This is a genomic window from Arthrobacter sp. B6, assembly GCF_001663775.1.
In the GTDB taxonomy this organism is placed as follows: Bacteria; Actinomycetota; Actinomycetes; order Actinomycetales; family Micrococcaceae; genus Arthrobacter.
This window is the reverse complement of the sequence record NZ_KV467168.1, coordinates 2,936,123-2,960,850: the sequence shown is the minus strand read 5'-3', so window position 1 is coordinate 2,960,850 and position 24,728 is coordinate 2,936,123. Positions and strand designations below refer to the sequence as shown.

26 protein-coding genes are annotated in these 24,728 nt (G+C 65.1%); 12 read left to right on the top strand and 14 right to left on the bottom strand.

Annotation, left to right across the window (positions count from 1 at the left end):
* Nucleotides 1-15: 15 nt before the first annotated feature.
* The 3 genes from AU175_RS13165 to AU175_RS13155 form a co-directional block, all read right to left on the bottom strand.
* A complete protein-coding gene (locus AU175_RS13165; protein ID WP_066289590.1) occupies nucleotides 16-948 on the bottom strand; it encodes a glutaminase in 933 nt (310 codons plus the stop codon).
* The gene (locus AU175_RS13160) at nucleotides 945-2,543 is read right to left on the bottom strand and encodes a PucR family transcriptional regulator (protein WP_066289586.1); all 1,599 of its coding nucleotides are present in this window, start codon (nucleotides 2,541-2,543) and stop codon (nucleotides 945-947) included. The genes AU175_RS13165 and AU175_RS13160 overlap by 4 nt, the downstream gene beginning before the upstream one ends.
* 439 nt (nucleotides 2,544-2,982) lie before the next feature.
* On the bottom strand, nucleotides 2,983-3,735 hold the full coding sequence (locus tag AU175_RS13155; RefSeq protein WP_066289582.1) for a hypothetical protein: 753 nt from the start codon (nucleotides 3,733-3,735) through the stop codon (nucleotides 2,983-2,985).
* 625 nt (nucleotides 3,736-4,360) lie between these two features.
* Between AU175_RS13155 and AU175_RS13150 the strand changes: the two genes are divergently transcribed.
* Nucleotides 4,361-5,578, top strand: coding sequence for an aminotransferase class I/II-fold pyridoxal phosphate-dependent enzyme (locus tag AU175_RS13150; protein WP_066291083.1), 1,218 nt, complete (start codon nucleotides 4,361-4,363; stop codon nucleotides 5,576-5,578).
* Between the two features lie 146 nt (nucleotides 5,579-5,724).
* On the opposite strand, the gene AU175_RS13145 is transcribed toward AU175_RS13150, so the two are convergent.
* Nucleotides 5,725-5,904 (bottom strand): hypothetical protein, encoded by a 180-nt coding sequence (locus tag AU175_RS13145; protein WP_066289576.1) that lies wholly within the window; start codon nucleotides 5,902-5,904, stop codon nucleotides 5,725-5,727.
* 118 nt (nucleotides 5,905-6,022) lie between these two features.
* Here AU175_RS13145 and AU175_RS13140 point away from each other — a divergent pair, with 118 nt between their 5' ends.
* On the top strand, nucleotides 6,023-6,949 hold the full coding sequence (locus tag AU175_RS13140) for an aldo/keto reductase (protein ID WP_066289575.1): 927 nt from the start codon (nucleotides 6,023-6,025) through the stop codon (nucleotides 6,947-6,949).
* Nucleotides 6,950-6,979: 30 nt separating this feature from the next.
* Here AU175_RS13140 and AU175_RS13135 read toward each other — a convergent pair whose 3' ends face one another.
* On the bottom strand, nucleotides 6,980-7,804 hold the full coding sequence (locus AU175_RS13135; protein WP_066289572.1) for a response regulator transcription factor: 825 nt from the start codon (nucleotides 7,802-7,804) through the stop codon (nucleotides 6,980-6,982).
* A gap of 439 nt (nucleotides 7,805-8,243) precedes the next feature.
* On the opposite strand from AU175_RS13135, the gene AU175_RS13130 reads away from it, so the two are divergent.
* On the top strand, nucleotides 8,244-9,236 hold the full coding sequence (locus AU175_RS13130) for a hypothetical protein (protein ID WP_231938551.1): 993 nt from the start codon (nucleotides 8,244-8,246) through the stop codon (nucleotides 9,234-9,236).
* A 61-nt stretch (nucleotides 9,237-9,297) separates the two neighbouring features.
* Here AU175_RS13130 and AU175_RS13125 read toward each other — a convergent pair whose 3' ends face one another.
* Genes AU175_RS13125 through AU175_RS13110 form a run of 4 tightly spaced genes read right to left on the bottom strand, consistent with a single transcriptional unit; the run spans nucleotide 9,298 to nucleotide 11,035 of the window.
* Nucleotides 9,298-9,543 (bottom strand): hypothetical protein, encoded by a 246-nt coding sequence (locus AU175_RS13125; RefSeq protein ID WP_066289567.1) that lies wholly within the window; start codon nucleotides 9,541-9,543, stop codon nucleotides 9,298-9,300.
* On the bottom strand, nucleotides 9,533-9,967 hold the full coding sequence (locus tag AU175_RS13120) for an Asp23/Gls24 family envelope stress response protein (protein ID WP_066289564.1): 435 nt from the start codon (nucleotides 9,965-9,967) through the stop codon (nucleotides 9,533-9,535). Before AU175_RS13120 ends, AU175_RS13125 begins: the two co-directional genes overlap by 11 nt.
* Nucleotides 9,960-10,442, bottom strand: a complete 483-nt coding sequence (locus AU175_RS13115; RefSeq protein WP_066289560.1) for an Asp23/Gls24 family envelope stress response protein — start codon at nucleotides 10,440-10,442, stop codon at nucleotides 9,960-9,962. The genes AU175_RS13120 and AU175_RS13115 overlap by 8 nt, the downstream gene beginning before the upstream one ends.
* Nucleotides 10,433-11,035 (bottom strand): RNA polymerase sigma factor, encoded by a 603-nt coding sequence (locus tag AU175_RS13110; protein ID WP_066289558.1) that lies wholly within the window; start codon nucleotides 11,033-11,035, stop codon nucleotides 10,433-10,435. The genes AU175_RS13115 and AU175_RS13110 overlap by 10 nt, the downstream gene beginning before the upstream one ends.
* 200 nt (nucleotides 11,036-11,235) lie before the next feature.
* Between AU175_RS13110 and AU175_RS13105 the strand changes: the two genes are divergently transcribed.
* The 4 genes from AU175_RS13105 to AU175_RS13085 all read left to right on the top strand — a co-directional run bounded on the left by AU175_RS13105 (nucleotide 11,236) and on the right by AU175_RS13085 (nucleotide 13,606).
* On the top strand, nucleotides 11,236-11,745 hold the full coding sequence (locus tag AU175_RS13105) for an Asp23/Gls24 family envelope stress response protein (RefSeq protein ID WP_442855317.1): 510 nt from the start codon (nucleotides 11,236-11,238) through the stop codon (nucleotides 11,743-11,745).
* Between the two features lie 235 nt (nucleotides 11,746-11,980).
* The gene (locus tag AU175_RS13095; RefSeq protein ID WP_066289554.1) at nucleotides 11,981-12,376 is read left to right on the top strand and encodes an Asp23/Gls24 family envelope stress response protein; all 396 of its coding nucleotides are present in this window, start codon (nucleotides 11,981-11,983) and stop codon (nucleotides 12,374-12,376) included.
* Nucleotides 12,373-12,954, top strand: coding sequence for a DUF6286 domain-containing protein (locus AU175_RS13090; protein ID WP_066289553.1), 582 nt, complete (start codon nucleotides 12,373-12,375; stop codon nucleotides 12,952-12,954). The genes AU175_RS13095 and AU175_RS13090 overlap by 4 nt, the downstream gene beginning before the upstream one ends.
* Before the next feature lie 31 nt (nucleotides 12,955-12,985).
* Nucleotides 12,986-13,606, top strand: coding sequence for a hypothetical protein (locus tag AU175_RS13085; protein ID WP_066289549.1), 621 nt, complete (start codon nucleotides 12,986-12,988; stop codon nucleotides 13,604-13,606).
* 102 nt (nucleotides 13,607-13,708) lie between these two features.
* On the opposite strand, the gene AU175_RS22025 is transcribed toward AU175_RS13085, so the two are convergent.
* Together AU175_RS22025 and AU175_RS13080 are read right to left on the bottom strand one after the other, a co-directional pair.
* A complete protein-coding gene (locus AU175_RS22025) occupies nucleotides 13,709-13,873 on the bottom strand; it encodes a hypothetical protein (RefSeq protein WP_197497101.1) in 165 nt (54 codons plus the stop codon).
* A gap of 5 nt (nucleotides 13,874-13,878) precedes the next feature.
* The gene (locus AU175_RS13080) at nucleotides 13,879-14,928 is read right to left on the bottom strand and encodes a glycosyltransferase family 2 protein (RefSeq protein ID WP_082979141.1); all 1,050 of its coding nucleotides are present in this window, start codon (nucleotides 14,926-14,928) and stop codon (nucleotides 13,879-13,881) included.
* A 564-nt stretch (nucleotides 14,929-15,492) separates the two neighbouring features.
* Here AU175_RS13080 and AU175_RS13075 point away from each other — a divergent pair.
* Entirely contained in the window at nucleotides 15,493-15,966 is a 474-nt protein-coding gene (locus AU175_RS13075; RefSeq protein ID WP_066289541.1) for a sensor histidine kinase, read from the top strand.
* 138 nt (nucleotides 15,967-16,104) lie between these two features.
* On the opposite strand, the gene AU175_RS13070 is transcribed toward AU175_RS13075, so the two are convergent.
* Nucleotides 16,105-16,716, bottom strand: a complete 612-nt coding sequence (locus AU175_RS13070; protein ID WP_066289538.1) for an NADPH-dependent FMN reductase — start codon at nucleotides 16,714-16,716, stop codon at nucleotides 16,105-16,107.
* 218 nt (nucleotides 16,717-16,934) lie between these two features.
* Between AU175_RS13070 and AU175_RS22020 the strand changes: the two genes are divergently transcribed.
* The 4 genes from AU175_RS22020 to AU175_RS13055 all read left to right on the top strand — a co-directional run bounded on the left by AU175_RS22020 (nucleotide 16,935) and on the right by AU175_RS13055 (nucleotide 21,964).
* The gene (locus AU175_RS22020) at nucleotides 16,935-17,078 is read left to right on the top strand and encodes a hypothetical protein (RefSeq protein ID WP_197497100.1); all 144 of its coding nucleotides are present in this window, start codon (nucleotides 16,935-16,937) and stop codon (nucleotides 17,076-17,078) included.
* Between the two features lie 264 nt (nucleotides 17,079-17,342).
* On the top strand, nucleotides 17,343-19,976 hold the full coding sequence (locus AU175_RS13065; RefSeq protein WP_066291076.1) for an exo-rhamnogalacturonan lyase family protein: 2,634 nt from the start codon (nucleotides 17,343-17,345) through the stop codon (nucleotides 19,974-19,976).
* Nucleotides 19,977-20,182: 206 nt separating this feature from the next.
* Nucleotides 20,183-21,097 carry an SRPBCC family protein gene (locus tag AU175_RS13060; protein ID WP_066289534.1) on the top strand — a complete coding sequence of 305 codons (915 nt, stop codon included), beginning with the start codon at nucleotides 20,183-20,185 and terminating at the stop codon, nucleotides 21,095-21,097.
* Between the two features lie 120 nt (nucleotides 21,098-21,217).
* Nucleotides 21,218-21,964, top strand: coding sequence for an SRPBCC family protein (locus AU175_RS13055; RefSeq protein ID WP_066289532.1), 747 nt, complete (start codon nucleotides 21,218-21,220; stop codon nucleotides 21,962-21,964).
* Between the two features lie 127 nt (nucleotides 21,965-22,091).
* On the opposite strand, the gene AU175_RS13050 is transcribed toward AU175_RS13055, so the two are convergent.
* Nucleotides 22,092-24,083 carry a rhamnogalacturonan lyase gene (locus AU175_RS13050; protein WP_066289529.1) on the bottom strand — a complete coding sequence of 664 codons (1,992 nt, stop codon included), beginning with the start codon at nucleotides 24,081-24,083 and terminating at the stop codon, nucleotides 22,092-22,094.
* Between the two features lie 174 nt (nucleotides 24,084-24,257).
* The gene (locus AU175_RS13045; RefSeq protein ID WP_066289526.1) at nucleotides 24,258-24,710 is read right to left on the bottom strand and encodes a winged helix-turn-helix transcriptional regulator; all 453 of its coding nucleotides are present in this window, start codon (nucleotides 24,708-24,710) and stop codon (nucleotides 24,258-24,260) included.
* Nucleotides 24,711-24,728: the final 18 nt, after the last annotated feature.

Genomic DNA, 24,728 nt, shown 5'->3' with positions numbered 1-24,728 from the left:
GTGCGGCGTGAACGTTTAGAAAACTGACCAGCCGGTGCGGTCGGAGAGGTCGGCCAGGGCGGCGGTGCCGGCAAGGGAGTTCCCCTTGGCATCCAGCCGCGGGCTCCAGACACAGATGGCACAGACACCGGGAACGATGACCAGGATTCCGCCGCCCACACCGCTCTTTCCGGGAAGGCCCACGCGGTAGGCGAACTCGCCCGCGGCGTCGTACATGCCGCACGTCAGCATGATGGAGCCGATGCGTTTCGCTTCGCTCCGGGACACCACGGTTCCGTGGGTCCCCTGGCCGTCCCGGGCGAGGAAGAGTCCGGCTTTGGCGAGTTCCACGCAGGTCATCATGATCGAGCATTGGCGGACGTAGTTTTCCACCACTGATTCAGCGGTCCGCGTCAGGTTGCCGAAGCCCTTCAGGAAGTGCGCCAGCGCCAGGTTGCGGCTGCTGCAGGCGAGCTCGCCGGCCGCGGCGGCCTCATCGATGAAGGGCCCCGTGCTGCCCGCCTCGGCGGTGAGGAACCGCAGAAGCCGCGTGGCGGCGTCGGGCGTTTGTTCCATCAGGTGGTCGGTGACTACCAGGGCGCCGGCGTTGATGAACGGGTTCCGCGGAATGCCGTGTTCCACTTCCAGCTGGACCAGGGAGTTGAACGGGGTGCCGGAGGGTTCGCGCAGCACGCGGGACCAGAGCGTTCCTGAGCTGTCGCCCCGGAGCGCCATTGCCAGCGTGAACACCTTGGAGATGCTCTGGATGGAGAACGGAACGTCGGCATCGCCGGAACTGAACACGTCACCGGAAACGGTGGCAACGGCGATCCCGAACCTGTTGAAGGGGACCGCTGCCAGGAAGGGAATGTTGGCCGGGACAGAGCCGCTTTCCCGCTGTGGCCTGTGGCTGCGGACGATGTCGTCCAGTATCGCGTCCAGCGGCGGTGCCTTAAGTGCTGTGGTCATTTCCTGCCCAGTTGTTCTTTGCGAGTGCCGGCCCATTCCTGGATATGGAGCAGGGCCACCAGCGAGTCCCGGGGGTCGCCGAAGTCCAGGCCGGTGGCCCGGGAGGCCTTGCTGATCCGGTAATAGACGGTGTTCTTGTGCAGCTTCATCCTGCTGGCGCACTCGGCCACATCGAGTGCGGCTTCGAAGTACGCGTGCAGCGTTTCAGCGAGTTCGCCGTCCTGCCGCAGCAGCGCGGAAAGGCTGCGGTGGCGGAAGGTGGACGCCGTGAAATTCCGCACCGCCTCGCGGAAGAGGATCTCCCCTTCGAAGTCGTCCACGGTGGCCACGTTCCTGTCCGGAGACGTGGCTACGCAACCCAGCAGGGCCTCGGTGGTGCGGGTGGTTGAGTGCAGGGACAGCAGGTCCGGGACCACCGGACCGACGGCGGCGAACGGGCTGATGCCGAGGTGCTTGCCGGCATCGCGGACGATGGATTCGGCCAGGCTCCGCAGTCCGGGCTCCGCGGCGGTCGACTGCAGGCCAGGGACAATCACGGCGGTATCGCCCTTGAACTGGCCGACGACGGCGGATGCCTTGTAGGCGGCCGCGTGGATGGACGCAAGGTTGGCGAGTTCGCCGTGCTTCAGTGCGGCGTCGTCGGCCTGGGCTTCGGCATCGGACATGCCAATCAGGATCAGTGCGGCCGGGCGCTCAGCGGAAATCTTCTCGCTGTGGGCGCTGGCTGCGGCTTCCGCCGGGCCTGACAGGATCCGGGCAATGCGGTCCTCGCGCATGTGGACGGACTGCTGGTTGCGGTGGCGGATCAGCTCAGCGGAGGCCCTGGCAGCAGATCCGGTCAGCACATAGTCAACGTCGGCGCCGAACCCGTCCCCGGTTTCCTGCAGCCAGATGTAGCCCATGATCCGGTCCCCGGCGAACAGCGTGATGGCCACCCGTTCCCGCAGCCCGTCCTGGGGCCGGGCCGGTACCCGCACCGGCAGCCGGGTCCGGTGCAGCTCCCGGTAAGCGCCCAGGTCCTTGAGCAGCAGCTCGTATTTCCGCGGGCCGCGCCGGGCCAGGATGGAGGCCTTGCGCAGCTCATCGATGTCGTTCGACACGGTGGAGTACGCCAGCACCTTGTTGGCGGCGTCTTCGATGACGACGTGGCTGGAGGTGAGCCTGGCGGTGGTCTGGGCGATGGCAAACAGGTCCTCTTCCAGCAGCGTCAGCACTTCGTTCTGGTAGCTGCGCGGCTGGATGCGGTCCTTGGCGATGGACAGCAGCCGGTCCCAGTCAGCCCCTGGATCCACCAGGAGCAGCCCCGTGCCGGCATCGCGGAGCAGCTCTTCGGCTTCGGCGAGCTCCTCGCGCCTTCCCTTGACGGCCACCACCGGCGGCGGGTTCCTTAGGAGCCGCCGCAAAGCGGGCAAAGCCGAGCGGCCGCGGACGCCGATCAGCAGGACAAAGGCCGTGCCGCCGTCGGACGTTTCATCATCCGCATCCAGTATCAGGAACCGCTCTATCGCAGAGCCTGCCGGGGCAGGCCGGAGGATGAGGCTGGCGAAACCCAGGGGGAGGTCCGAGAGGATGTCGTCCACCGTAACCGCTGCCATGGGCTTCCTTCTCCGTCGATCTGGCCGGACTGCTCTGTCCGGTCACATCATGCTATCGAGGCAGGCTGGACAAAAATATGTGATGGAACCCAAATGCGGAGGCAGTCTTTCGGGTGGCAGACCAAGCTTGGCGGGTTCATTCGCCTGTACGGCCGGCACCAGCCCGGGCGGCGGCTACAGCGTAGGACTGAGGCGTCGCCGTCGGGCATTCCCTTGATCGGAAACCCCCGCGCGAGTTCAACTCCAGCGCGGGGGCTTCCAGGCTTCGGTTGGGGAACAATCCAAAGCCGAATTCAATGTACTGGTCCTCCAGGAACGCCTTGACCAATACTGACCCGTCCCGCGAAATCTTGACGGAACCTTGAGCCGCCGGCTGGCCCCGCCAGAGGCCGGCGGCCTGGTCGCGCCGTCGGCGCCCTGAGTCGCGCGGGCCGGGCTATCAGGCCGGCCGCAGTGACGTGATCATCCGCCGGATGTCCGCGTACTCGTCCGTTTCCATGTACTTCTTGGCTTGCTCCAGATACGGCAGCGACTCCGCACCGGGTGTCACGTTGTTCTCCGGATTGTAGAACGCGCCGAACATGGCAGCGGTGGGCGGCCAGTTAAAGAAGTGGAAGATGCACGACGCAGAGTCGCCGGTGGGTGCAGGGACCGAGGTGATGCCGTAGCTGGCCGCCGGCGTGTCCGCCGGACCAGGAGTTTCGTCATTCCCGCGCGTCTCGTAAACGAACCGCGGAGCTGCCTCACCCTGCATCAGGTCCGGCAACTCTTCAGAATCCAGCACGGAGTACGGGTACCGGTCCATGCACGTGGACCCGACAGCCATGTTGGTCCGAAGCGTCGCCAGCGGCCTGCCGGCCTCATTGGTCACCTCCGCGAACGCGCCGCCGCCCTCGGGCAGCTCGCCCGCCGGATCCCTGACGCTCCACGCGGCAGGGTGGTCGAACGTCAGCTGGCCGTCCGCCGTCGTGTAGCTTGTCCAGGCGTCCGACGCCGGTGCCGTGCCTGTGGGATTCGGCGAGCCTGTCGCCGTCGGCACCGCAGTTGTGGTCCCGGTGGGCGTCGGGGAAGTGACTGTTGGGCTGGGACTCGACGTCGTCGTCGGTCCCCCTTGCGGGCCGCAGCCCGTGAACAGCAAAGCCATCAAAATGGCTGTGGAAATGACCGCGCCTGACGCGGCGGGACTGCGCATCACACCCTCCTTGGGGTCTGGGAGTTGGGTCCTTAAATTGTGGAGCCGACGAGCGCGCCAGGATCCGGCGGCTGATTCATTGGCGCCGAACCGTTGCGGCGATAACGAAACACTCGCGTCCCGCCGGCCGGCGTCCCGCACATGAGGCGACCGTGAAGCCGCGTTGCGGGACATGGCGCCGGATTGCCCGGTGTGGCCTTTGACTGCGCCTTTCGTGGCGTCATAAGTAGCCCGGTTTCGTCCTGTTGAGCTTCCATTGCGGGGTGCTGGCCAACGCCCTGGAGGCCGTGTTTAGGTGGTTCCACGGCGCAGGCCGGGCCGCACCACACAACGAACGCATCACGACAGGTGCCCGGCAGGAACATCGCCGGCACCGCCGCCTGATCCTCCCGGCAAATCCGGGTCTTGTTCGCAAAACCGAACCTTGAACGTGCTGAATCGCGAACAAGCCCCGGATGGCGGCGGTGGTCCATCCGCCGTCGTCACGACCTTGCGGCAACGGCGAGCTGCTGTCACCGGCGCCTTTACTTCAACAGGCGCGGCGGTCCACAATGGGTCCCACCACAGCCTCCGCTGGCTCAGAAGCGCGCTGCCCATCCGACCTGCCATGCAGAGGGGCACTGAGATGAACGATCCATCGGGTACAGCCGGGGCCACGCAGGCGGTGTCGGACCGCGCAATGCGGCTGGCGTCCATCCCGTCCTTCCAGAGGATTGACGCCTTCCTCAACGAATCCGACTACGCCCGGCGCCACCTCATGCCGGGCGCCTGCGACTTCACGCTCGGCAACCCGCACCATATGCCGGCGGACCGCTACGTCAACGCACTGCGGGACGCCCTGACTCCGCAGAATGATCAGTGGTTCGCCTACCAGACCAACGGCGAGGCCGCCCGGGAGGCGGCTGCGGAATCCCTGCAACGGCTGCTGGCGGTGCCGTTCCGGCCGGAGGACATCTACCTCACCACCGGGGGGTTCGCCGCCATAGCGCTGGCCCTGAAAACCGTGGCTGATCCCGGCGACGAAGTCATCTTCAGCCTGCCGCCATGGTTCCTGTATGAGCCGCTGGTGCTCGAGGCCGGACTCGTGCCGGTGAAGGTGAATATCGACACGATGACCTTCGACCTGGATCTCGGCGCCATCGAGGCGGCCATTACGGAGCGCACCCGGGTGGTCATCGTCAATTCGCCCAATAATCCCACGGGACGGATTTACCCGCCTGAGCTGCTGCGCCGGCTGGCGGATTTGCTGGACGAAGCCTCGGCCAGGATCGGGCGCCGGATCTATCTCGTCTCGGATGAGCCCTACAACAGGATCGTGTTCGACGGCCTGCGATTCCACAGTCCGGTGGAGTTCTATCCGTACACGCTGCTGGCTTACTCATACGGCAAGACCCATCTCTCTCCTGGCGAGCGGGTGGGTTACCTGGCGCTGCCACCCACCATGCCCCGTGGGGAGGGAATGAGCCGCGCCATCACCGGCCTCCAGGTGGCCATGGGCTGGGTGTACCCGAACGGCCTGATGCAGCACGCACTTCCTGAGCTGGAGAAGTTCTCCATCGACATCGGCAAGCTGCAGCGCCGCCGGGACCGTCTGGCCGACGCGCTCGGCAGCATGGGCTACCGGGTCCGGCGGCCGGAGGGAACGTTCTACCTCTACATCCCGACGCCGGTTCCGGACGACGAGGCATTCACCGCATCGCTCGCCCGCCGGGATGTCTTCGTGCTGCCTGGCCAGCTGTTCGAGACCCCTGGTTTCTTCCGGGTGTCCCTCACGGCAAACGAGGACATGATCGAACGCAGCCTGCCCGCATTCGAAGAGGCCATGAAACAAAGCCGCCAATGATTCTATCCAGACAGCCTCCACCGACTGGAGCAGAACACTGATGTCCCGCGCCTGAGATCCGGGCCTCAGCAGTGATTTGCCTTCCACGCTGCCGGCCTTGGGCAGCGATATGTAGGCAGCCGTTGCGCCGCTGCCGCTGATACAGGCTACTCGGCTTCCGGGTCCTCTTCGGGCTCGAAGGTGTTGGGCTCGTTGGTGGCACCCAAGCCAACGCCTTCCTGCCCGGCGGGGACGTCGCCGTCGTCCTTTGTAGTCTCAGCCCCGCCGTCGCCTTTCGGTTCCTGCGGCTCGTCGTCGGGCATGGATTCGGGTGAATTGGTGGTCATGGCCCCTCCTTCGTCGGTGGGCAACCACGCTATCAGCGCGCCGGGCGGATGGCTCGTGGTTTGCGGAATATCCTGAGGGAAAGCTCTTTCCGGGATAGTCCACGTCAAAGGAACAACCATGGAATACCGCACTCTCGGCCGCACCGGCCTGTCCGTCTCCGCCGTCTGCGTTGGCACCAGCTCGCTCGGGAGCCACCCCGCACCGCACGGGACCGACACCGCCGTCGCCACCATCCGCCGGGTCCTCGAAGGCCCTTTCAACTTCATCGACACGTCCAATGAGTACGGGCAGACGAACAGCGAACGGCGCATCGGCCAGGCTCTTGCAGAAGCCGGCGGCCTGCCGGATGGCGTGGTGGTTGCCACCAAGGTGGACCCCATCCGCGGAGTCAGTGACTTCTCCGGCGACCGGGTCCGCCGTTCCGTGGAGGAAAGCCTCGAACGGCTCGGCCTGGACCGGCTCCAGCTCGTGTACCTCCACGATCCCGAGAAGATCACCTTTGAAGAGGGCACCGCGGCGGGCGGGCCGCTTGAAGCGCTGATCGAGCTCCGCGACCAGGGCGTCATCGGGCACCTCGGTGTTGCCGGCGGGCCCATCGACCTGGAACTGAGGTACCTCGCCACGGATGTGTTCGACGTCGTCATCAGCCACAACCGCTACACGCTCGTGGACCAGACCGCTGAGCCGCTCATCCAGGACGCCATGGACCGCGGAGTGGCCTACGTCAACGCTGCACCTTTCGGTGGCGGCATGCTGGTGAAGGGCCCGGACGCCGCCCCCCACTACTGCTACCGCCCGGCCAGCGAGGCCATTATCGGGCGGGTCAAGAAGATGGAGGCGGTCTGCGAGGATTTTGGCGTGCCGCTTGCCGCCGCCGCGCTGCAGTTCTCCACTAGGGATCCGCGGGTCAGCTCCACCATCGTTGGCATGTCCGAACCAGGCCGCGTGGAGGAAACCGTCCGGCTGGCCGAGTTGGACATCCCCGAGGACTTCTGGAGCGAGGTCCTGCCGCTCGCGGCGGCCGGCACCGGCGAGCTGGACTGAGGTTCAGCGGCGGCTACGGTTCAGCAGCCTCTACGGTGCCAGCCGGTACCCCACGCCGCGCACGGTCTCAATCCAGAGCGGTGAGCGGGAGTTGTCCCCCAGCCGCTTGCGCAGGTTTCCCAGGTGGACTTCGATGGCGCGCTCCTCGCCCGCAGTGACGAACGAGCCAGTGTTGTACGGCTCGTTCCGGAGCCGACGCACCAGGTCGGCTTTTGTCTGCACCACCCGGCCGTTCTCCATCAGCACCAGGAGCAGGTCAAACTGGGTGCGGGTCAGGTCCAGCGGCACACCGTGGATGGCGGCGGAACGGGATCCTTCGTGCAGCGTCAGGCCCTTGTGCTCAAAGTCGCACAGGACCACTGCCCCGGCGTGCGGGGATGGAGGTGCGACGGCGGCGGTAAGGGCAGCAGACAGTGCAGGATGCTGCCCGGCCCGGGGACGGGGGGCAAGCATTCTGTCCCCGGAAGCGGAAACGGAAGCAAGGGACCGAGGGCGCCTCAGCATGGCGGCGATCCGGGCACGGAGTTCCCGGGGACGGAACGGCTTGGTCAGATAGTCGTCTGCGCCGGCCTCGAAGCCCATCAGCGCATCGGCCTCTTCCACCCGGCCCGTGACGATGATGAGGTAGGCGTCGCTGAACGTCCGGATCCGCCGAGAGGCCTCGATGCCGTCAAAGTCCGGCAGGCCGACGTCCATGGTGACGACAACGGGGTTGTGTTCCCGCACGGCCTCCACGCCTTCGAACCCGGAGGAGGTTTCAAACACGGCAAAACCGGACTGCAGGAGCACCTCCTTCAGAGATGTCCTAATGTCGTCGTCGTCTTCAACAACAACAGCAACGCCCCGTTCCACCATATATGCCCCCAATAAGTGATCGCTGCCTGCTCACGCAAGCGCGCCATCCAGGATGTTTCATGTTCAATTCGTTGACACAAACCACATGGATGGGAAATTCAAGGGCTCGGGAGAAGAAGTTCTAAACGGTAAGCCTACACACCATTTTAATTCGATTCTTCCAATTGTTGGTTTATTGCGCTTTTCTTGAGGTTGGCTGAATATTGCGCATTTCTTGAGGTTTTTCCCCGCTCAAATTAATCACATTTGGGCTATTGCGTTCTGTGACTCCTGTGGCTGATGATCATCGTGTGCTCAACAGGAGTGCAAAGCTGCTCGCTGGGGAGCACGACGCAAGGGGCACTGCATGGCTTCTTTTTGGTTACCTGTCTCACACTCCGCCCGCCCGCTAAGGCCCTTGGCCATGCTGGCGGCGGCAGGCCTGGCTATGCTGGCGTGCATGCCGTCCGCCCAAGCCGCCGAAACCACGCCACAGGACCCAGGCCCGGCCGGAGACTTCACCTGGAAGGGCTTCAACTGGGAGAAGCGTTTCTGGGGCGGCGCCCCGCAGTACAACAGGCTGTTTGATGCCGCCAACGTCAGCAACCCCGACGCAAACGGCTACGTCACCCTTAAGCTGAGCAACCCGACGGGCGAGGCGCCGGTTGGCGCGGAATTCCAGTCCACCCGCCAGGGGTTCGGCTATGGAACCTACAGCACCACCGTGGAGAAGAATCTCAGCGTGCTGCAGAAGGAAGTGGTCTGGGGTTGCCTGTTCACCTACGATCCGCTGGCCGAGCCCGGCTACAACGAGATCGACCTTTGTGAGGCATCGGCCTGGGGCGGCGGCGGCGCCTACGGACAATCGTGGCCCGTCAGCCAGGGCCACGGGTACTGGTTTGATGCCAGCAAACCTCCGGGCGAAGGCAACAATACGGTGACCTTTGATGTCACTGCCAGCGCCATCACCACGCACCGGTTGGTTTGGGAACCGGGCAAGCTCACCTTCGAGACCTACGCGGGCGAAGGCTTCACCGGCACCCTCCTGAAGCGCACGGTCCTGCAGGGCACAACGGTTCCGGTGCCCGCAAAGGAGCAGGTCCACTTCAACCTCTGGGTCACCGGCGGCGGAGGCGGGGATCCCGCCCGTGTGAAGCCGGAATCGGTGGTGGTCCGGGACTTCTCCTTCGTCCCCGCGGCCACCGCAGTGCCGCCCGCACCGCCGTCGCCCATCAACCTGTCCGCCACCACCAGCAAAACCAAGGGCGTGAACGCCACCACGCTGAAGTGGACCGGCGCTACCGGCACCAACGTGACGCTCTGGATCAACGGGACCCAGAAGGCCGTGCCCAACACGGGCAGCTTCGTCAATAAGTTCAAGGGCGGCAACACCACCACCTACAAAGTGTGCGACACCGCCGGATGCTCCAGCATCCTGAGCGTGGTCACCTGACCTGTGCGTGACAATCCTGCCCGGTACCCGGCAGGACGGCTTGAACGGCACAGATGACCGGTCAGGGCTTGGGCGGAGGGCGGCCGCGTCGGCGGCTCGCTGCGAAGTAGGCCAGAGAGGCCATGGCGGCAAAGAAGAACACGGGCGCAAGAATGTAGTTGGCAATCAGCAGCATCCAGGCGCCGCACAGCAGCAGTGCCGGCGGGACGAGGATGGCCGCTGCCCAGAATTTCTTGCCTTGGTGGCGGCCGCTTCCGTCCGCGATTCCACGCGCCGGATCTTCCTGGTTGTTTGGTTCAGAGGTCATGTCGGTTCCATGCCGATGGGGTAGCGCTCAGAGGGTCGGGGGCGGTGGGCGCGTGCTCTATGGCCAGGACCGAGATGTCGATGCGCCCGGGGATGAGGCCGGTATGGCTGATGGTCCGGGCGATCTGCTCCCGCACGGCATGGGCAACCTCCAGCGCTGCGAAGGCGATATCTGTGGCGATGTCGAGCTGGACGTCGGCGATGCCGTTGTGGACGGTGACGAAGACGCCGTCGTGCCGGGCGGAAGTGGTGCGGGTGTCTGTCCTGCGGAGATTCTGGATTGTTCCTGTTCGCAGGTGGGTGAGAAGGCCTTTCAGGGTCGGTTCGAGTCGGAGGACACCTCGAGTGTCAAGGGCGGTGCGGGCAGCCAGGTCGGCAATGAGGCGGTGGCTGATCAGCCGGGCTTCGAGGGGATGGTCAGACATCGTAGAAATCCTCGACAGTGATGTTCACGGCTTTGGCGTTGAGCCCGACGTGGGCTGTGATCATGCTGATGATCCGCTGACGCAGCAGCTCTGCGGTTCGGGGGATGTTGGTGCCGGAGGCCACGGCGATTCGAAGGCTGACCGAGATGTCCGCGGTCCCTGCCGGACGGGGGCCGTCCGCGGTGCCCGGAGCAGGGTGGACGCGACAGCGACGGGCGCGTACTCCCGGAAGGGCATCGGCGCCGAACCAGATGAGTGTGGTGATGGCTTGTTCGCTGATCCTGATGCCGCCCTGGTCAGCCTGGTAGACGGGGAGCAGGCTTCCCCTTCGGACTTCGGCACGGGCCACTTTCATGACGGAGTCCTTGACGGCGTGATGTGGCTGCAGGGAGGCGTCTTCTGCATCGTTGTCCCGAAGCGTGCGGGTGGCCTCCGCGAGCTTTGCCAGGCGGGGGATGGTTTCGTCTAGTGCCATGGACTCATCTTTTCCGCGAGTTGTGCGCGTGCTCTGGCGAGGCGGCCTCTGACCGTCTGTTCACTGACCTTAAGTGTTGTGGCTATTTCAGCGTAGCTCCGTTCGTGGATTTCCCGCAGGAGCCAGCAGGCGCGCTGCTCGGGCGGGAGGGTCAGCAGCGCAGTGGCCAGGCCGTCCATTTCGAAGGACACTTCCGCTTCGCGGGCGGGATCACCTCCGGCTCCCGGTTCGGTGGAGGAATCGGCGGTTGTTTGCAGAGTTGCCGGTTCCTGGACGACCTCCGCATGACTGGACCGTCGACGCAGACTGTCCAGGCAGCGGTTGGTGGCCATCTGGTAAAGCCAGCCGCTGAAAGCGTGCACGTCTATCAGCAGCGGCAGCTTTCTCCAGCAGGCCACCAAGGTGTCCTGCACCACGTCTTCGGCGTCGCCCCGGTCCTGCAGCATCCGGAAAGCGAGACGGAAAAGTCTGCCCTGATACGCCTTGACCAGGTATTCGAAGGCGTCCAGGTTACCGTCCTGGGCCCGGGCGACGAGGGTCGCCTCGTCCAGATCATCGGGCCGTTTCAGGACTACGGGTTCACGCTCATTCATCCTCACCGCCGTACCCTGTGCCCCCGAACCGCGCCGCACGGGGTCCGAGGCTTATGACAATGCTTTCAGACGGCACCGGGAATGGGAATGCCCCGGTGCGCGGAAGCAGGGACAAAACAGTTTTTCCCCGTCCACGTGACGTTTGGCCGTGACGTGCGTCTTTAACCATGTAGGCAACACCGCATCAGTTGATTGAGGAGATGGTTCCTGTGACAGAAGCGCCGCAGTCCCCTGGACGGTCCGGTGACATGGTAGCTAGCGAGGAGGGCCAGAAACGGAACGCCCCCGTTGAGCAGCGCCGCACGACCGACCTGCTGCACACGGATCGGGGGAATACCACCATTGAGGAAACCGTGGTCCAGAAGCTGGCGGGCATGGCTACGCGTGAGGTTCCCGGCGTGTATGCGATGGGAAGCGCTGCCAGGCGCGCGTTCGGCGCGATGACCGAACGCATTCCCGGTTCCCAGACGAATGTCAGCGGTGGGGTGAGCGTGGAGAAAGGGGAACGCCAGGCCGCCATCGACCTGAGCATCGTCGTCGAGTACGGAATGTCCATTGTCGAGGTGAGCCAGGATATCCGCCGCAATGTCATCCAGTCGGTGGAGCGCGCGACCGGCCTGGAGGTGCTCGAAGTGAATGTCCACGTCACCGATGTTCATCTTCCCGATGAAGAACGGCCCGAAGAGACCGACAAGAAGCCTCTTGAGTAACCCAAGACACCCGCCCTGCCTCTTTTTCGGGCTGTTACCGATTTTGGAAGGAGTGCCTCATGTCCACTACACGGTGGTGTCTGACAGTCGGCCTGGTATTAGGAATCGTCTTGGCCTTCGGAGGCTTTACTGCCTTGCTGATAGTGGTCCTCTTTGGCCTGATTGGGCTCGTAGTGGGCCGCATTGCGGAAGGGAAACTGGATCTGCAGGCATTGTTCGGTAAAGCATCCAGCCGATGAATGCCACTGCAGAACACGCCGGCTCCCGGGACCTGGATTCACGGGGGCGCACCGTCATTGACCGGAAGGTGCTGGAGAAGATCGCCAGCCAGGTCGCCAGCGAAGAGTCATTCGCCGGCGGGTCCTCAGGAGGGTTTCTGGGCATCGGAGCACAATCGGACTTTTCCGCCCGGCCCAAAGTTGCGGTTGAGCTTTCTGGCAACATCGCCGCGCTCAGTGTGGAGATAGGGCTGCTCTACCCGGTACCGCTGCGCCAGGTAACCGACCAACTGCGCCGCCGGATCAGCGAACGCGTCACCGCCCTCACCGGGGTGGACGTCCGCCAGATCGACATCACAGTGTCCTGGCTGAAACCTGCCGGTGAATCCACCGGCCGCCGGAGGCTGCTATGAGCCGGAACGAGGGGAAGACCACACAGCTGCGGCACCGTCCCAGCAGGGTTGTTCCTGCTCTGATCCTGGGAACTCTGCTTCTGGCCGCCGGCGTGGGCCTGGCATGGGCGGCAGTGGCCCGGCTGGCAACGGGTTCGTGGCCGGCGTTTCTGGCCGGACCCCGGGACTGGCTGACGGGCTTGACCTGGAACGATCCGGGAGTCTGGGCCGTCGGTGCTGCGGCAGCGATCCTGGGACTGGTCCTGCTGGCGGCAGCACTGGTTCCGGGAAGCTATAACGCGTTGCGGCTGCAGGTGCCAGGGAACGAGGGGGAAGTCCCGGCGGCAGGAACCCAGGAGATTGTCATGACGCGGCGGGCCGTCGCGCGGTATGCGGCTGCGCATTGTGAATACGTCGACGGCGTCGGGTCAGCATCGGCTACGGCCTCGGCACGCGCGGTCCATCTGAACGTGACCACGGCTCTCCATGAAACACGGGAGCTGCGCGACCGTGTCATTGCCGAGATCAGGGCTCAATTGGCCGGTGCCGGGCTCAACCCGGTTCCAAAGATCACAGCGTCCGTCCGGTCCAAGGAATGACCGTGGCCACATTCCGGAAAGAAGGCACGCCATGCGACAACACGCCGGAGCGCTGAACCGCGTATGCCTGGTCATCCTTGGCATTCTCGCCCTGGCCGGCGGCGTCCTGATACTGCTGATCGCCAGCGGGATGCTGCACGCGATGAGCCCCGCAACGGTGGCCGCAGAGAGTCCCGTCGTGACAGGGGACCTGCACGCGGTCTTCGGCACTGCCTCTGCTGTAGCCATTGTCCTGGTGTCCGGGGTTGTCGTCGGCGCCCTGGGGTTGTCGTGGATCCTGGCACAAATTCCACGGAGGAATGCCGCCGACAGGTACCGGCTGCATCAGGACCCGGCCTCGGGAACCACGCTGTGTGACGCATCGGTGCTGGCCTCCGCGGTGGAAAACCAGATCAACACCCTGCCCGGGGTTGTGGGTTCCTCGGCGCTGCTACGCGGCACCGCGATGGAACCGGATCTCGCGATAAAGGTGACGGTCAACAACCGCGCCGACATCCAGGACGTTCTCCAGCGCATCAACACCAGGGTCATTCCAGACCTCTCCATGGCGTTGGAAACACCGCTGCGGCGGACTGGAATCCAGCTTGAGGTCAGTGGGCGCAACGCCATTTCCGGCACCACTGTGGAGACCACCGGCACCGTCGTCTACTAAGAACAAGCCACGGCGGCGAACATCGATAGACCCGTGCAGGGCATCCGGATCACCGGACGCCCTGCACTTTGGTTCTCTCGTTAACTCTGGCGACGGAACAGCCTAGGACCTGTCAGCCCGGACCGGAACGATCCGCTTGACCGCAAGGCCCAGCGCCAGGAGTGCGAACGCGGCAAGGGCCAGCCAGAACACGTCACCCGCGCCGGTCATGGCGAGGGTTCCGGAACCGATGCCGGCCGCGGCCGGAGCTGCTGGATTGTCATACATGGTGGTTACCAGGCTTTCTTTTTGTTGAGGGCTGAGTCCAGGTACGCCTTTGCGTGGACCACCTGCAGAAACAGGTCGATCACCAGCTCGTACATGGTTGCGGCGGCGAGCATGTACTTCCATCCCCGCAACCGCACCGTGACGACTCGTTCGATCACGAAGACACCGGTCACGGCCAGCCAGAAGGGCTGAATAGCCAGCCCGGCCCCCGTGCCCAGTGCAAACGCCACCGTGCCGAAGTATGCCAGCGTCACCATGACGCCCACCATGGCCAGGACCTGCCGGCCCCAATAGGGGCGCGTGACGCGGGTCCAGCCGTACTGCACGCAGTTCTCCACCGCTCCGCGCTTCCACCGGAGCCGCTGGGCCCACAGTTCGCGCCAAGTGGGCATCACCTCGGTCACCAGCGTGCAGTCCGCCGGCGACTTGATGCGGTAACGCAGCGTCAGGAGCGCAAACGACAACTCGTTGTCTTCGGTCAGGACGGACGTGTCATACACCCCGCCGCGGCCATTCCCGGGTGGCAGCGACCCGTCCAGCCTGGCCGCGATGACATCGCGGAGCGTCCGCGTCCGAAACAGGGCAGCGGTGCCGGTAACCACCATGCACTTGCCTTTGAGCCGCTTCACATCGCGTGCATACCGCGCATATTCGTTCCGCTGCAGGTGCCCCACAAACCCCCCACCGTGCCCGCCGCGGAAGACACCGCCGACGGCGCCGAGCCGGGAATCGCGGCGAAGGTGTGCCACGGCGCGCTCGATGAAGTCGTGGGACAGCTGGGAATCAGCATCCTGGATGAGGATCATATCCTCGGGCTCGGCGTCAGGCAGGAGTCCGCTGAGTGCGAAGTTCAGGGCGCCGGCCTTCTTATCGCGGTTGCCCTCGGTGCGGAGAACCTCTGCCCCCTCCGCGCGGGCAATCTCTTCTGTGGCATCGCTGCAATTGTCGGCCACCACGATCACCCTGTCCGGGCGGCGGCTCTGCGAGGTGAGGGATTTGAGGGTTTCCCCTATGCCCGCTTCCTCATTGTGTGCCGGAATAAGGACCGTAATCACAGGAACGCAGGCACAGGCGCAGGCCCAACAAATGCTCCGGAATCCGGAGTAAAAGTGTGAATAATTGCATGAAATTGTGAAGCTGCGCGCATTAAGTAAATTGTCCCCACAGGAAAGTCCGTCGAATTCTTATTTCCTCTGAGCCTTCCAGCAGGAACTCAATCCACCGGCAGAGAACCGGCAACGAAGCCACAAGCTTTCATAAAGATGTACTCAACTCAACGGAGCCGCAACCCAGGTTGCTGCTGACCGACTGCAGGGCGCACTGAGGTGCCGCACCGCCGTCGGACACCATGCCGTACAGGAACATTGCGCACCAAAGCCGCACAGAAAACTTCAAAAGATGCTTGACCAATCATGTTGTTTCAGTTACAGATATTGTCATTCTGTGTGGCCGAAATCCGCCGGTCGGCATGCCCACATCCAAACCAAAAGTCCCATTGGAATCGTGCCGAATCTTCCGCGAAATTTGAGCGGATCTTGAGCCATCCCTTCGGATCCCCTGCAGTTGGCGGTCCATGCTGGAAGCATCAGGCCACCATCTGCGGGGAAGCAGGAAGAGTCATGGGGAACGAATCAACTCTGGACGAGGTCACCGCCGTGGGCGGCGTGATCACGGACCAACATCCCATCGACTTCCACACCCTGGGGCTCGCCGGCTGCATCGACCGGCTCACCGTGCCCCTCCGTCAGCAAGGGACGGCAGTCCGCTGGGATACTCCGCACTGGGGCATCGAGATCCCGGCGGACTGCGCGTCCCTGCTTTACCAGTCGGCCCGCGAAGCGCTGAGCAACGCCTTCAAATACTCGGACGCCTCCGAGCTCACGATCCAGCTCGCCGCCGTGGACCACGGCATCCGCCTGGTGGTTTCCGACGACGGCACGGGCTTTGACAGCAGGCTCGCCATCAGCGGCCGGCACCACGGCTACGGCCTGCGGCTGATGTCAGTAGCCGTCCACGAGGCGGGCGGCTCCGTGGACATTTCCTCCAGACCCGGCCGCGGCACCTGCGTGACGGTCACCCTGCCGCTGGATTAGGACGGATGCCCGCCGCGCTTTGGGGGGCGGCGGGCCTCCGTACCGGCTTCGGCCCGGCGTCGAGAGAGGCATCGGCCCGGCGCTGAGACCGGCTTCGACTCAGAGTCAGACCAGGCGGAAGCGGGCTCACACGCGGCGTCAGCGCGACAACTTCTCGGCGTCAGGCTCGAGATCGCCAATGTGGCCGGGCGCGTTGGCCGCCGTGACCCGCTGGACGAACGCGCAGTACTCGTCCATGTAGTGGCGCAGGAACTTGGCCGTGGCTTCGTCCTTGACCTCGCCGTCCGCCCCGAACGCCGCAGGGTTGAACTTGACGTAGGCCTCCGGCGCGTTGAGCTGGGGAGCGTCCAGGAAGCTCAGAACACTGCGCATTGAGGACTGCATGACCGCTGTTCCAATGCTGCCGGGCGAGGCCCCGATGATGCCGGTGGGCTTGCGCGCGAACGAGTTGGTCCCCCATGGCCGGGACCCCCAGTCGATGGCGTTCTTCAGGGCACCGGGAATGGAACGGTTGTATTCGGGGGACACAAAGAGGATGCCGTCCGAGTCCTCAACCGCCTCCTTCAGCGCCCGTCCGGCCGGCGGGTAATCGGCGTCGTAATCGTAGCTGTAAAGCGGCAGGTCCTTGATGGGGATTTCGGCGAATTCCAGGTCCGCCGGCGCCAGGCTGATCAGGGCGTTGGCGAGCGTGCGGTTGATGGAGCCGCGGGCCAGACTGCCAACGAAGTAGCCGATTTTGTGGGTTGCCATAACAAACATCCTTCCTAACAGCCGGCGGTGCCCGGCTGGCCGACGGTGCCGTGATTGGTCAAGCAAGTTCTCAAAGCACAATGCGTCCCCCAGTCCAGCACAGAACAACCACCACGGCCAGGGCCTCCTGAAGGTTCTTGACAGCCCGTCCGGGCAGGCGCTGAATGATCAGTAAGAGCGGATCCACAGCAGGAAACGGCAGCACAGGAGCAGCAGTCATGGGCAACAATTCAGCAGGGTCGGAGCGCATCCACAGCGAAGCACCGGCCGAAGGGGACGAACTGGCGGACCCAACGGACCTCCGGATGCATTCCCAGGACCCCGCCGAGGGAGCGGACACCGAGCCGGAGCCCGGGGCGTAGCAACACCGCCAGGCTGCCCACTACGCCAGACAACCACTCCCCCAGGCAAACACTCCACCCTCGTCAGCCCCCGCACACCCCTTGGAGTTTTTGTCCACTTATGGCGAGTTAATCGAGTTTAAGTAGCCATAAGTGGACAAAAACTCCCGGGCAGGTCTTGCGGTGCCGCCTTCCACCGGGCTAGGTTGAATCGATACAAGAAACCGCTTTCCCATGCCGGTCGAGGCGTGCGTCAACCAGCGGTTCACGGCGGAATTGGACACGATGACTGTAAACACCACTGTCAGGTGGATCGATGGCGAAGCACCTTCGGAACTCAGCGGCGGAACCACCTGGGGCATGCCGTTTGCCCGCGGAACGGTGGCTGGCACCGACGCCGTGGCGGTCCGTGACTCCTCCGGCCAGCCGGTTGCCAGCCAGGCCTGGCCCCTGGCCACCTGGCCGGACGGCTCGCTGAAGTGGGCAGGCATTGCCCTGCCGGCGTCGGACTCCCCCTCCACGGAGTACCAGGTAACGCACGACGGCGGCGCCGCACCGGCGTCGGACACCTCGCCGCGGATCACCGTCACGGAGAGCACGAACAACATCACAGTGTCCACGGGCCCACTGGAAATGGTCATCAGCCGCAGCGACTCCACCCTGTTCAGCACACTCACCCGGGACGGCACCACGGTGGCCAGCGACGGCCGCCTGGTCAGCCTGCTCCAGGACTGCATCGCGGACGGCGCCGGCACCATCAGCCGAGAGGCATTCACCGGCGAGGTGGCCGCCGTCGTGCTTGAACAGACCGGCCCGGTCCGCGCCGTGGTGCGGCTCGAAGGCACGCACCGGCCGGACGCGCCCAACAGCGAAAAGCGGAACTGGCTGCCGTTTGTGGTCCGGTTCTACTTCTACGCCGGAGCGCGCAGCGTGCGGATGGTCCACTCGTTCATCTGGGACGGTGACGCCGAACAGGATTTCCTGGCGGGCCTGGGCGTCCGCTTCACGGTGCCGCTCGAAAGCGGGCTCCACGACCGGCACATCCGGATCGCCGGCGCGGACGGCGGCTTCCTCTCCGAAGCGGTCCGCGGGCTGACCGGGCTCCGCCGCGACCCGGGGGAAGAAGTCCGCCGTGCCCAGCTGGCGGGCGAAGCCACCCCTCCCCTGGCGGTGTGGAACCCCGAGGTTTCCGAGCGGCTGCACCTGATCCCTGCCTGGAACGACTACGTCCTCAGCCAGCTCAGTGCCGACGGATTCGAGCTCCGCAAGCGCACCGCCGCAGGACACGCGTGGGTGGGTATATCCGGCGGCACCCGGGCGGCCGGCTTCTGCTCACTGAGCGACACCCGCGGCGGCCTGGGCGTGGGCGTCCGCGACTTCTGGCAGTCGCACCCGGGGCAGCTGGACATCAGGGATGCCGCCGGCAATGCGGCTTCCCTGACTGCGTGGCTTTACTCTCCCGAGGCGCAGCCGATGGACCTGCGGTTCTACCACGACGGCATGGGCCAGGACACGTTCGAAGAACAGCTCGAAGGCCTGGAGATCACCTACGAGGACTACGAGCCCGGGTTCGGCAACCCCACGGGCATTGCCCGCACACATGAGTTAACTCTCTTTGCCTACTCCTCCACCCCGTCCACGGAGAGCCTCGCCGCCGATGCCCGGGCCGCGTCGGCGCCCGCACTGCTGCAGGCAACCCCGGACTACCTCCACTCGGCACGCGTATTCGGCGACTGGGCGCCGGCGGACCGCAGCACTCCCGCGCGGGCTGAGCTCGAGGACCGGCTGGACTTCCTCTTCGACTTCTACGCCGGGCAGGTGGAACAACGCCGCTGGTACGGATTCTGGAACTACGGCGACGTGATGCACACCTACGACCATGACCGGCACGTGTGGCGGTACGACGTCGGCGGGTACGCCTGGGACAACTCAGAGCTCTCGCCCGACCTCTGGCTCTGGTATTCGTACCTGCGTTCAGGCCGGGCAGATGTCTTCCGCTTCGCCGAGGCCATGACGCGGCACACCGGCGAGGTGGACGTCTACCACTCTGGCCCTTGGAAAGGCCTGGGCTCCCGCCACAACGTCCAGCACTGGGGCTGCAGTGCCAAGCAGCTGCGCATCAGCACGCCCGCCTACCGCCGGTTCTACTACTACCTCACGGCCGACGAACGGACCGGGGACCTGCTGACCGAGCTGGTGGACAGCGACCAGAACTTCCTGGGCCTGGATCCGGTCCGCAAAGTACGGCCCGACGCCGACACGTACCGGCCGGACCGGAACGCCCTGGGCGTGGGGCTGGGCACGGACTGGGGATCCCTGGCGGCCACCTGGCTGACCGACTGGGAACGCACCGGCAACCCGCGCTCCCGCGACCGGCTGCTGGGCACCATGGCGGACATCGGCGCGCTGAAATACGGCTTCCTCACAGGCGAGGCGCTCTACGACCTGGACAAGGGAAGGTTCGACGCCGGCCGCGAACGGATCCAGGTGTCCCACCTTTCGGCGGTGTTCGGGCTGGTGGAAATTTGCAGCGAACTGGTGGACCTGGTCCCGGACAAGGACTTTGAACTGGCGTGGCTGCAGTATTGCCGGCTGTTCCTGGCCACCAAGGAGGAGCAGATCGGCGCCGTGGGCCAGCCGCTGCCCGGAATCTACCTCACCCAGGCCCACAGCAGGCTCAGCGCCTACGCCGCCGCCCGGTTGGACGATCCCGATCTGGCAGCCCGGGCCTGGGAGAGTTTCGGCCAAGGCGGTGAGCATCTGAACCACGAATCCGCCTTCACCCTGCGGACCGTCGAGCCTCCGCATGTGCTGGTTCCGGTGGACGAAGCCCCCACCGTATCCACGAATGACGCGTCCCAGTTCGGCCTGGCGGTGATCCAGAACCTGGCGCTAATTGGCGACCACCTGCCGCGGTGAGCCGCCCGCCCACGCAACTGCCGCCGTCGTACTCTCCGCCCGCCTCCCATCCCAACTAGGTAGCAGCAGATGTCGTTATGGAGCCTCATAACGACATCTGCTGCTACCCAGTTGGGCTCTGGCCGGAAGCCGCTCCGGAAGGTATGGTAAGCATGCTGATGAATTTTGGATCTTCATCGGCTCCGGTTCCAATCGAAGGAGACGTTATGAGCACGAAGGTGGAAAAGCGCATTCTGGTGAACGTACCGGTGAGCACGGCCTACAACCAGTGGACCCAGTTCGAGGAGTTCCCCCACTTCATGGGCGGCGTCAAGAGCGTGACGCAGCTCAGCGATGACCGCCTGGAATGGGTGGCCGAGATTGCCGGGGTCCGCCGGCAGTGGACTGCGAAAATCCTGGAACAGATCCCCGACCGCAAGGTTGCCTGGGCCGCCACCGAAGGAGCCACCAACGCCGGTACCGTGGAATTCGAAGACGTGGGCGGCGGCCAAACATCGCTGCAGCTGACCCTTGAATACGATCCCGAGGGAATCGTGGAGAAGGTGGGCGACAAGCTCAACGTGGTGGACCGCCAGGCAGAAGCCGACCTCAAGAAGTTCAAGGAATTCATCGAGGACGAGGGCTACGCCAGCGGCGCCTGGCGCGGATCGGTCAATGAAGGTGCGGCCGTTGGCACGCCCGGTGTTGAGGACGCGGCGGCATCCCGCGGCGATTCCGGCAAAGCCGGCTTCTCCGGCAAGATGGCAGCGGCGGCCGGAGTCGCCGCGGCTGCGGGCGCTGCCGCGGCCATGAGCGCCGGCACCAACAAGGACGCCCACGAGGCCCGGGACGTCACCGCACCGGACGCCGGTGTCCCGGTCGAGCCCGTGACCGTCACACCCGTCCCAGCGGAACCGGCTTCAACGCGCACGACGGCGGCAGACGCCTCGGGCGGTTCGCTCGCCGATCTTGGCGACGACAGGATCGGGCACGCGTTTGACCAGACCAACGGCCTGGTTGACACCGAGGGCGAGTCCGACGAAACCGCCGAAGGCGAAAAGCGGAGCGCCGCCGAACGCCGTGACGACGATGACCGCCCGGGCGGACTCCCGCCGGTGGGAGGGAATCTGGGCCAGCACTGACGGCCGCCTCCGCGGGGCGGTCCGTGACTCTGGTTCCTTGCCAGCAACGGCGATATGTTAGCCGTACTGATGACCTCAAAGACTCTTCATCAGATTCGGTTTCCATTCGAAGGAGACGTTGTGAGCACGAAAGTAGAGAAAAGGATTGTTGTCGATGTGCCGGTGAGCACTGCCTATAACCAGTGGACCCAGTTCGAGGACTTTCCGCATTTCATGGGCGGAGTGGAAAGCGTTACCCAACTCAGCGATGACCGGCTGAAGTGGGTGGCGCACATCGCCGGGGTCCGCAGGACGTGGGAAGCCAGGATTGTCGAGCAGATCCCGGACAGCAGGGTGGCATGGGCGTCCACCGAAGGCGCCACAAACTCCGGCGCCGTGGACTTCCAGGATGCCGGCGGGAACAAAACCCAGCTGTCGCTCACCCTGGAATACCAGCCCGAGGGAGTGGTGGAGAAGGTGGGCGACCTGCTGCACGTGGTGGCACGGCAGGCTGAGCACGACCTGAAGAAGTTCAAGGAGTTCATCGAGCACGAGGGCCACGCCACCGGTGCCTGGCGGAAATCGGTCCCCGGAACGGCCGCCGGGTCCGCCGCGGGGACGGCTGCGGGAGCGACTGCTGCGGGGTCCGCCGCGGGGACGGCCGCGGACGACACCGCCGGCGGCCCTGCGGCAGGGGAAACCCGCGCGGCGGGGTCCGAATTCAACAGGTTCGCGCATCCGTTCGACCAGACCAACGGCCTGGTGGATTTCGAGGGTGAGTCTGACGAAACGGCCGAGGGCGAAAGCTACAGCTCCGCGGAACGCAAGGCGCGCCACCGGGACGAGGGCAACATACCGCCCATAAGCGGCACGCTGGGCCAGCACTGACCCCACGCCTGACGGCGGAAAGCACCACCGCCGTCGGACGCTGCCTGGACGGTCTTGCCCCGCAAAAACGGTCCTGCCCCGCACCGTTCGTGCGGGGCAGGACCGTTTTTGGTGATGGCCCTGGCTGTCAGCTGCCCGCACCCGCATAGGTGACGGCCGGCATCGCCGGGGTTTCCATGCCTTCGCCGATGAAGAAGCTCGGGTGCGGCGGCTGGTTGTAGGCCACGTTTTCGCGGGCCACACCGGTCCGGTACATCGGGTCATGCATCAGGGTGCGGAGCCGGACCGCGGTGGGAGCGGTGGTGGTGTAGATCCGCAGTTCGCTGCTGTCCGACGACGCGAAGACCAGCTCCTCGCGCCAGTCACCGAGGAGGTCGGCCTGGAGCGACGGGTTGCCCTTGGTGTGGTTGTTGGTCCGGGCGCCGGTGGCGGTCAGCAGCCGGTCGCTGGTTTCGGTTTCCCAGTTCCATTTGGAGATGGTGGGCACACCCATGCCGGCCGTCGCGTCGAAGTCGTGGTCAACGATCTCGCGCAGCAGGTCCCCGTCCCACCAGGCCAGGAAGTTCGCGGCCGGGATCTTTTCGGCGATCAGCTCGCCCTTGGCGGACATCAGCTGACCCCGCGGGGAGTTCCAGGAGGCGTCGCCGCCCACGGCCCAGCCCTCGGCACCGGCGTAGCGGGGATCGATGTCGCCGGCTGCTCCGCGTCCGGTGTCCCTGATGGCCGGGATGCTCCAGAGGACTTCACCGGTGGCGGCATCGCGGAAAGTGGCGCCGCGGTTGCCGCTCTGGCTCATGCTCTCGTGCACTGCGAAGGTTTCCAGCCCGGGCCGTGACGGGTCCAGGTCGCTGGTGTGGATGGCGTCGCCGTGGCCCAGCTTGGTGTTGTACAGCGGCGTGCCGTTGTCATCGATTGTCATGGAGCCGAAGACGAATTCATCCTTGCCGTCCTGGTCCACGTCGGCCACGGACAGGTTGTGGTTGCCCTGGCCCTTGTACTCGGCGCCGGCGACGTCGGAGTCGAACTTCCAGCGATGGACCAGTTTGCCGTCCACGAGGTCGTAGGTGACCAGGACCGTGCGTGTGTAGTAGCCGCGGCTGAACATCATGGAGGGCCGTTCGCCATCGAGGTAGGCAACCCCGGCCAGGAAACGGTCCACGCGGTTGCCGTAGCCGTCACCCCAGGCTGAGACGTTGCCGCGCGGCGGGTCGTAGGCGACCGTGTCCATGATGGTGCCGGTTTCGCCTTTGAAGACCGTGAGGAACTCGGGACCGGAGAGCACGTAGCCCGCGCTGTTGCGGTAGTCCGCGGCCGGGTCGCCGATGACGGTGCCGGCGGCATCCGTGGTGCCGTCCGCGGTCTTCATCGAGACTTCGGCCTTGCCGTCGCCGTCGAAGTCGTAGGCCAGCAGCTGGGTGTAGTGGGCGCCGGCACGGATGTTGTGGCCGAGGTCGATGCGCCAGAGCCTGGTGCCGTCCATCTTGTAGGCGTCCACATAAACGTTGCCGGTGAACCCGGACCTGGAGTTGTCCTGGGCGTTGGAAGGGTTCCACAGCTGGACGATTTCGTAGCTGCCGTCACCGTCCAGGTCCGCCACAGTCGCGTCATTGGCTGAGTAGGTGTACGGCTTTCCGTCCTTGCTGACGCCGTCGGCCGGCTTGTCCAGCTTGATGGCAAGGTAGTTCCGGGCCAGCGGCGCGAACTCCTTGCTGAGCCTGTCCCGGCCGTTGCCGTTGCCAACCGTCTGGATCACGTACTTGGAGGACGCCGTTCCCGCCGGATCCACGTACATGGTGCTGTCCCGGATGGGATCCACGGTGAGCTGGACGCCGTCGCGGATTACATGGAAGCCGATGCTGTCCCGGTCCAGGCCGAGCATCCGCCAGCTGAGCGTGACACCTTGGTCCGTGAGCACTGCCACGGGGGCGCGGTCCAGGTTTTCCACCTGGCGCTTGAGTCCGCTGGTGCCGGACTGGGTTGCCGCGTCCTGGCTGGGGTCTGCCTGCGCCAGCGGGACGCCGGTGAAGGCCAGGGCAGCGGCCGTCAGGGTCGCCGCAGCCGCCAAGGGCGCGGTTTTCCAGGCTTTATGGGGCAGGGAACATTTCGAGGGGTAGGTCAAAGAACATCTCCTTTGATGCTGGCGGCAGCTGAGTCTGCCGCACTGTCGGTTTTTGTAACGTTTCATTCCGACGCCGGTCGCGGCCCCGGGGGTTTCCCTGAGGTCTGGCGTGGGGCAAGAAAGCGCTTTCCGCCCCTAAGGTCTATCAGGGCATGACAAGATCAGTCAAGGCCATCACGAGACAAAGTGGGCGAAATTGTTCCGTTTAGTGTCAGCGGCTGCGGGGGCAGCCGGGGCGTTCCGGTCGTGGTCCAGGCGTGCGGCTGCTACGGCGGGCATCGAGGCTTCGGCCCAGTCCTTGAGCCCGTAGACCACGCCCAGAAGCGACCGGCCCAGCGGGCTCAGTTCGTAGTCGGTGCGCACCGGAACGGACGCTGTGACGTGGCGCAGCACCAGGCCGTCCCGCTCCAGCGAACGAAGCGTGGAGGTCAGCATCTTCTGGCTGGCACCCGGGACCCGGCGCCGCAGTTCGCTGTGCCGGCGGGGGCCTTCTGCGAGCTCAAGCAGAACGAGGGTGACCCATTTGCTGCTGATGGTCTCCAGGAGCTGGCGGGCCGGGCAATGCTCCAGCGCAGCGTTGTAGGCGGCCTGATGTTGCCGTTTCTTCTGTTCGGCCGTAAGGCTCATGCACGTCCCCGTCCTGTT

What these genes read in the sequence shown, in the direction of transcription:
- AU175_RS22020 (WP_197497100.1), top strand. Translation starts at nt 16,935, where the DNA reads ATGGGCAACAATTCAGCAGGGTCGGAGCGCATCCACAGCGAAGCACCG.
- AU175_RS13135 (WP_066289572.1), bottom strand. Translation starts at nt 7,804, where the DNA reads ATGGTGGAACGGGGCGTTGCTGTTGTTGTTGAAGACGACGACGACATT.
- AU175_RS13125 (WP_066289567.1), bottom strand. Translation starts at nt 9,543, where the DNA reads ATGACCTCTGAACCAAACAACCAGGAAGATCCGGCGCGTGGAATCGCG.
- AU175_RS13140 (WP_066289575.1), top strand. Translation starts at nt 6,023, where the DNA reads ATGGAATACCGCACTCTCGGCCGCACCGGCCTGTCCGTCTCCGCCGTC.
- AU175_RS13165 (WP_066289590.1), bottom strand. Translation starts at nt 948, where the DNA reads ATGACCACAGCACTTAAGGCACCGCCGCTGGACGCGATACTGGACGAC.
- AU175_RS13160 (WP_066289586.1), bottom strand. Translation starts at nt 2,543, where the DNA reads ATGGCAGCGGTTACGGTGGACGACATCCTCTCGGACCTCCCCCTGGGT.
- AU175_RS13070 (WP_066289538.1), bottom strand. Translation starts at nt 16,716, where the DNA reads ATGGCAACCCACAAAATCGGCTACTTCGTTGGCAGTCTGGCCCGCGGC.
- AU175_RS13065 (WP_066291076.1), top strand. Translation starts at nt 17,343, where the DNA reads ATGACTGTAAACACCACTGTCAGGTGGATCGATGGCGAAGCACCTTCG.
- AU175_RS13075 (WP_066289541.1), top strand. Translation starts at nt 15,493, where the DNA reads ATGGGGAACGAATCAACTCTGGACGAGGTCACCGCCGTGGGCGGCGTG.
- AU175_RS13060 (WP_066289534.1), top strand. Translation starts at nt 20,183, where the DNA reads ATGAGCACGAAGGTGGAAAAGCGCATTCTGGTGAACGTACCGGTGAGC.
- AU175_RS13095 (WP_066289554.1), top strand. Translation starts at nt 11,981, where the DNA reads ATGAATGCCACTGCAGAACACGCCGGCTCCCGGGACCTGGATTCACGG.
- AU175_RS13155 (WP_066289582.1), bottom strand. Translation starts at nt 3,735, where the DNA reads ATGCGCAGTCCCGCCGCGTCAGGCGCGGTCATTTCCACAGCCATTTTG.
- AU175_RS13085 (WP_066289549.1), top strand. Translation starts at nt 12,986, where the DNA reads ATGCGACAACACGCCGGAGCGCTGAACCGCGTATGCCTGGTCATCCTT.
- AU175_RS13090 (WP_066289553.1), top strand. Translation starts at nt 12,373, where the DNA reads ATGAGCCGGAACGAGGGGAAGACCACACAGCTGCGGCACCGTCCCAGC.
- AU175_RS13145 (WP_066289576.1), bottom strand. Translation starts at nt 5,904, where the DNA reads ATGACCACCAATTCACCCGAATCCATGCCCGACGACGAGCCGCAGGAA.
- AU175_RS13110 (WP_066289558.1), bottom strand. Translation starts at nt 11,035, where the DNA reads ATGAATGAGCGTGAACCCGTAGTCCTGAAACGGCCCGATGATCTGGAC.
- AU175_RS13120 (WP_066289564.1), bottom strand. Translation starts at nt 9,967, where the DNA reads ATGTCTGACCATCCCCTCGAAGCCCGGCTGATCAGCCACCGCCTCATT.
- AU175_RS13130 (WP_231938551.1), top strand. Translation starts at nt 8,244, where the DNA reads ATGCCGTCCGCCCAAGCCGCCGAAACCACGCCACAGGACCCAGGCCCG.
- AU175_RS13105 (WP_442855317.1), top strand. Translation starts at nt 11,236, where the DNA reads ATGGTTCCTGTGACAGAAGCGCCGCAGTCCCCTGGACGGTCCGGTGAC.
- AU175_RS13045 (WP_066289526.1), bottom strand. Translation starts at nt 24,710, where the DNA reads ATGAGCCTTACGGCCGAACAGAAGAAACGGCAACATCAGGCCGCCTAC.
- AU175_RS13150 (WP_066291083.1), top strand. Translation starts at nt 4,361, where the DNA reads ATGAACGATCCATCGGGTACAGCCGGGGCCACGCAGGCGGTGTCGGAC.
- AU175_RS22025 (WP_197497101.1), bottom strand. Translation starts at nt 13,873, where the DNA reads ATGTATGACAATCCAGCAGCTCCGGCCGCGGCCGGCATCGGTTCCGGA.
- AU175_RS13115 (WP_066289560.1), bottom strand. Translation starts at nt 10,442, where the DNA reads ATGGCACTAGACGAAACCATCCCCCGCCTGGCAAAGCTCGCGGAGGCC.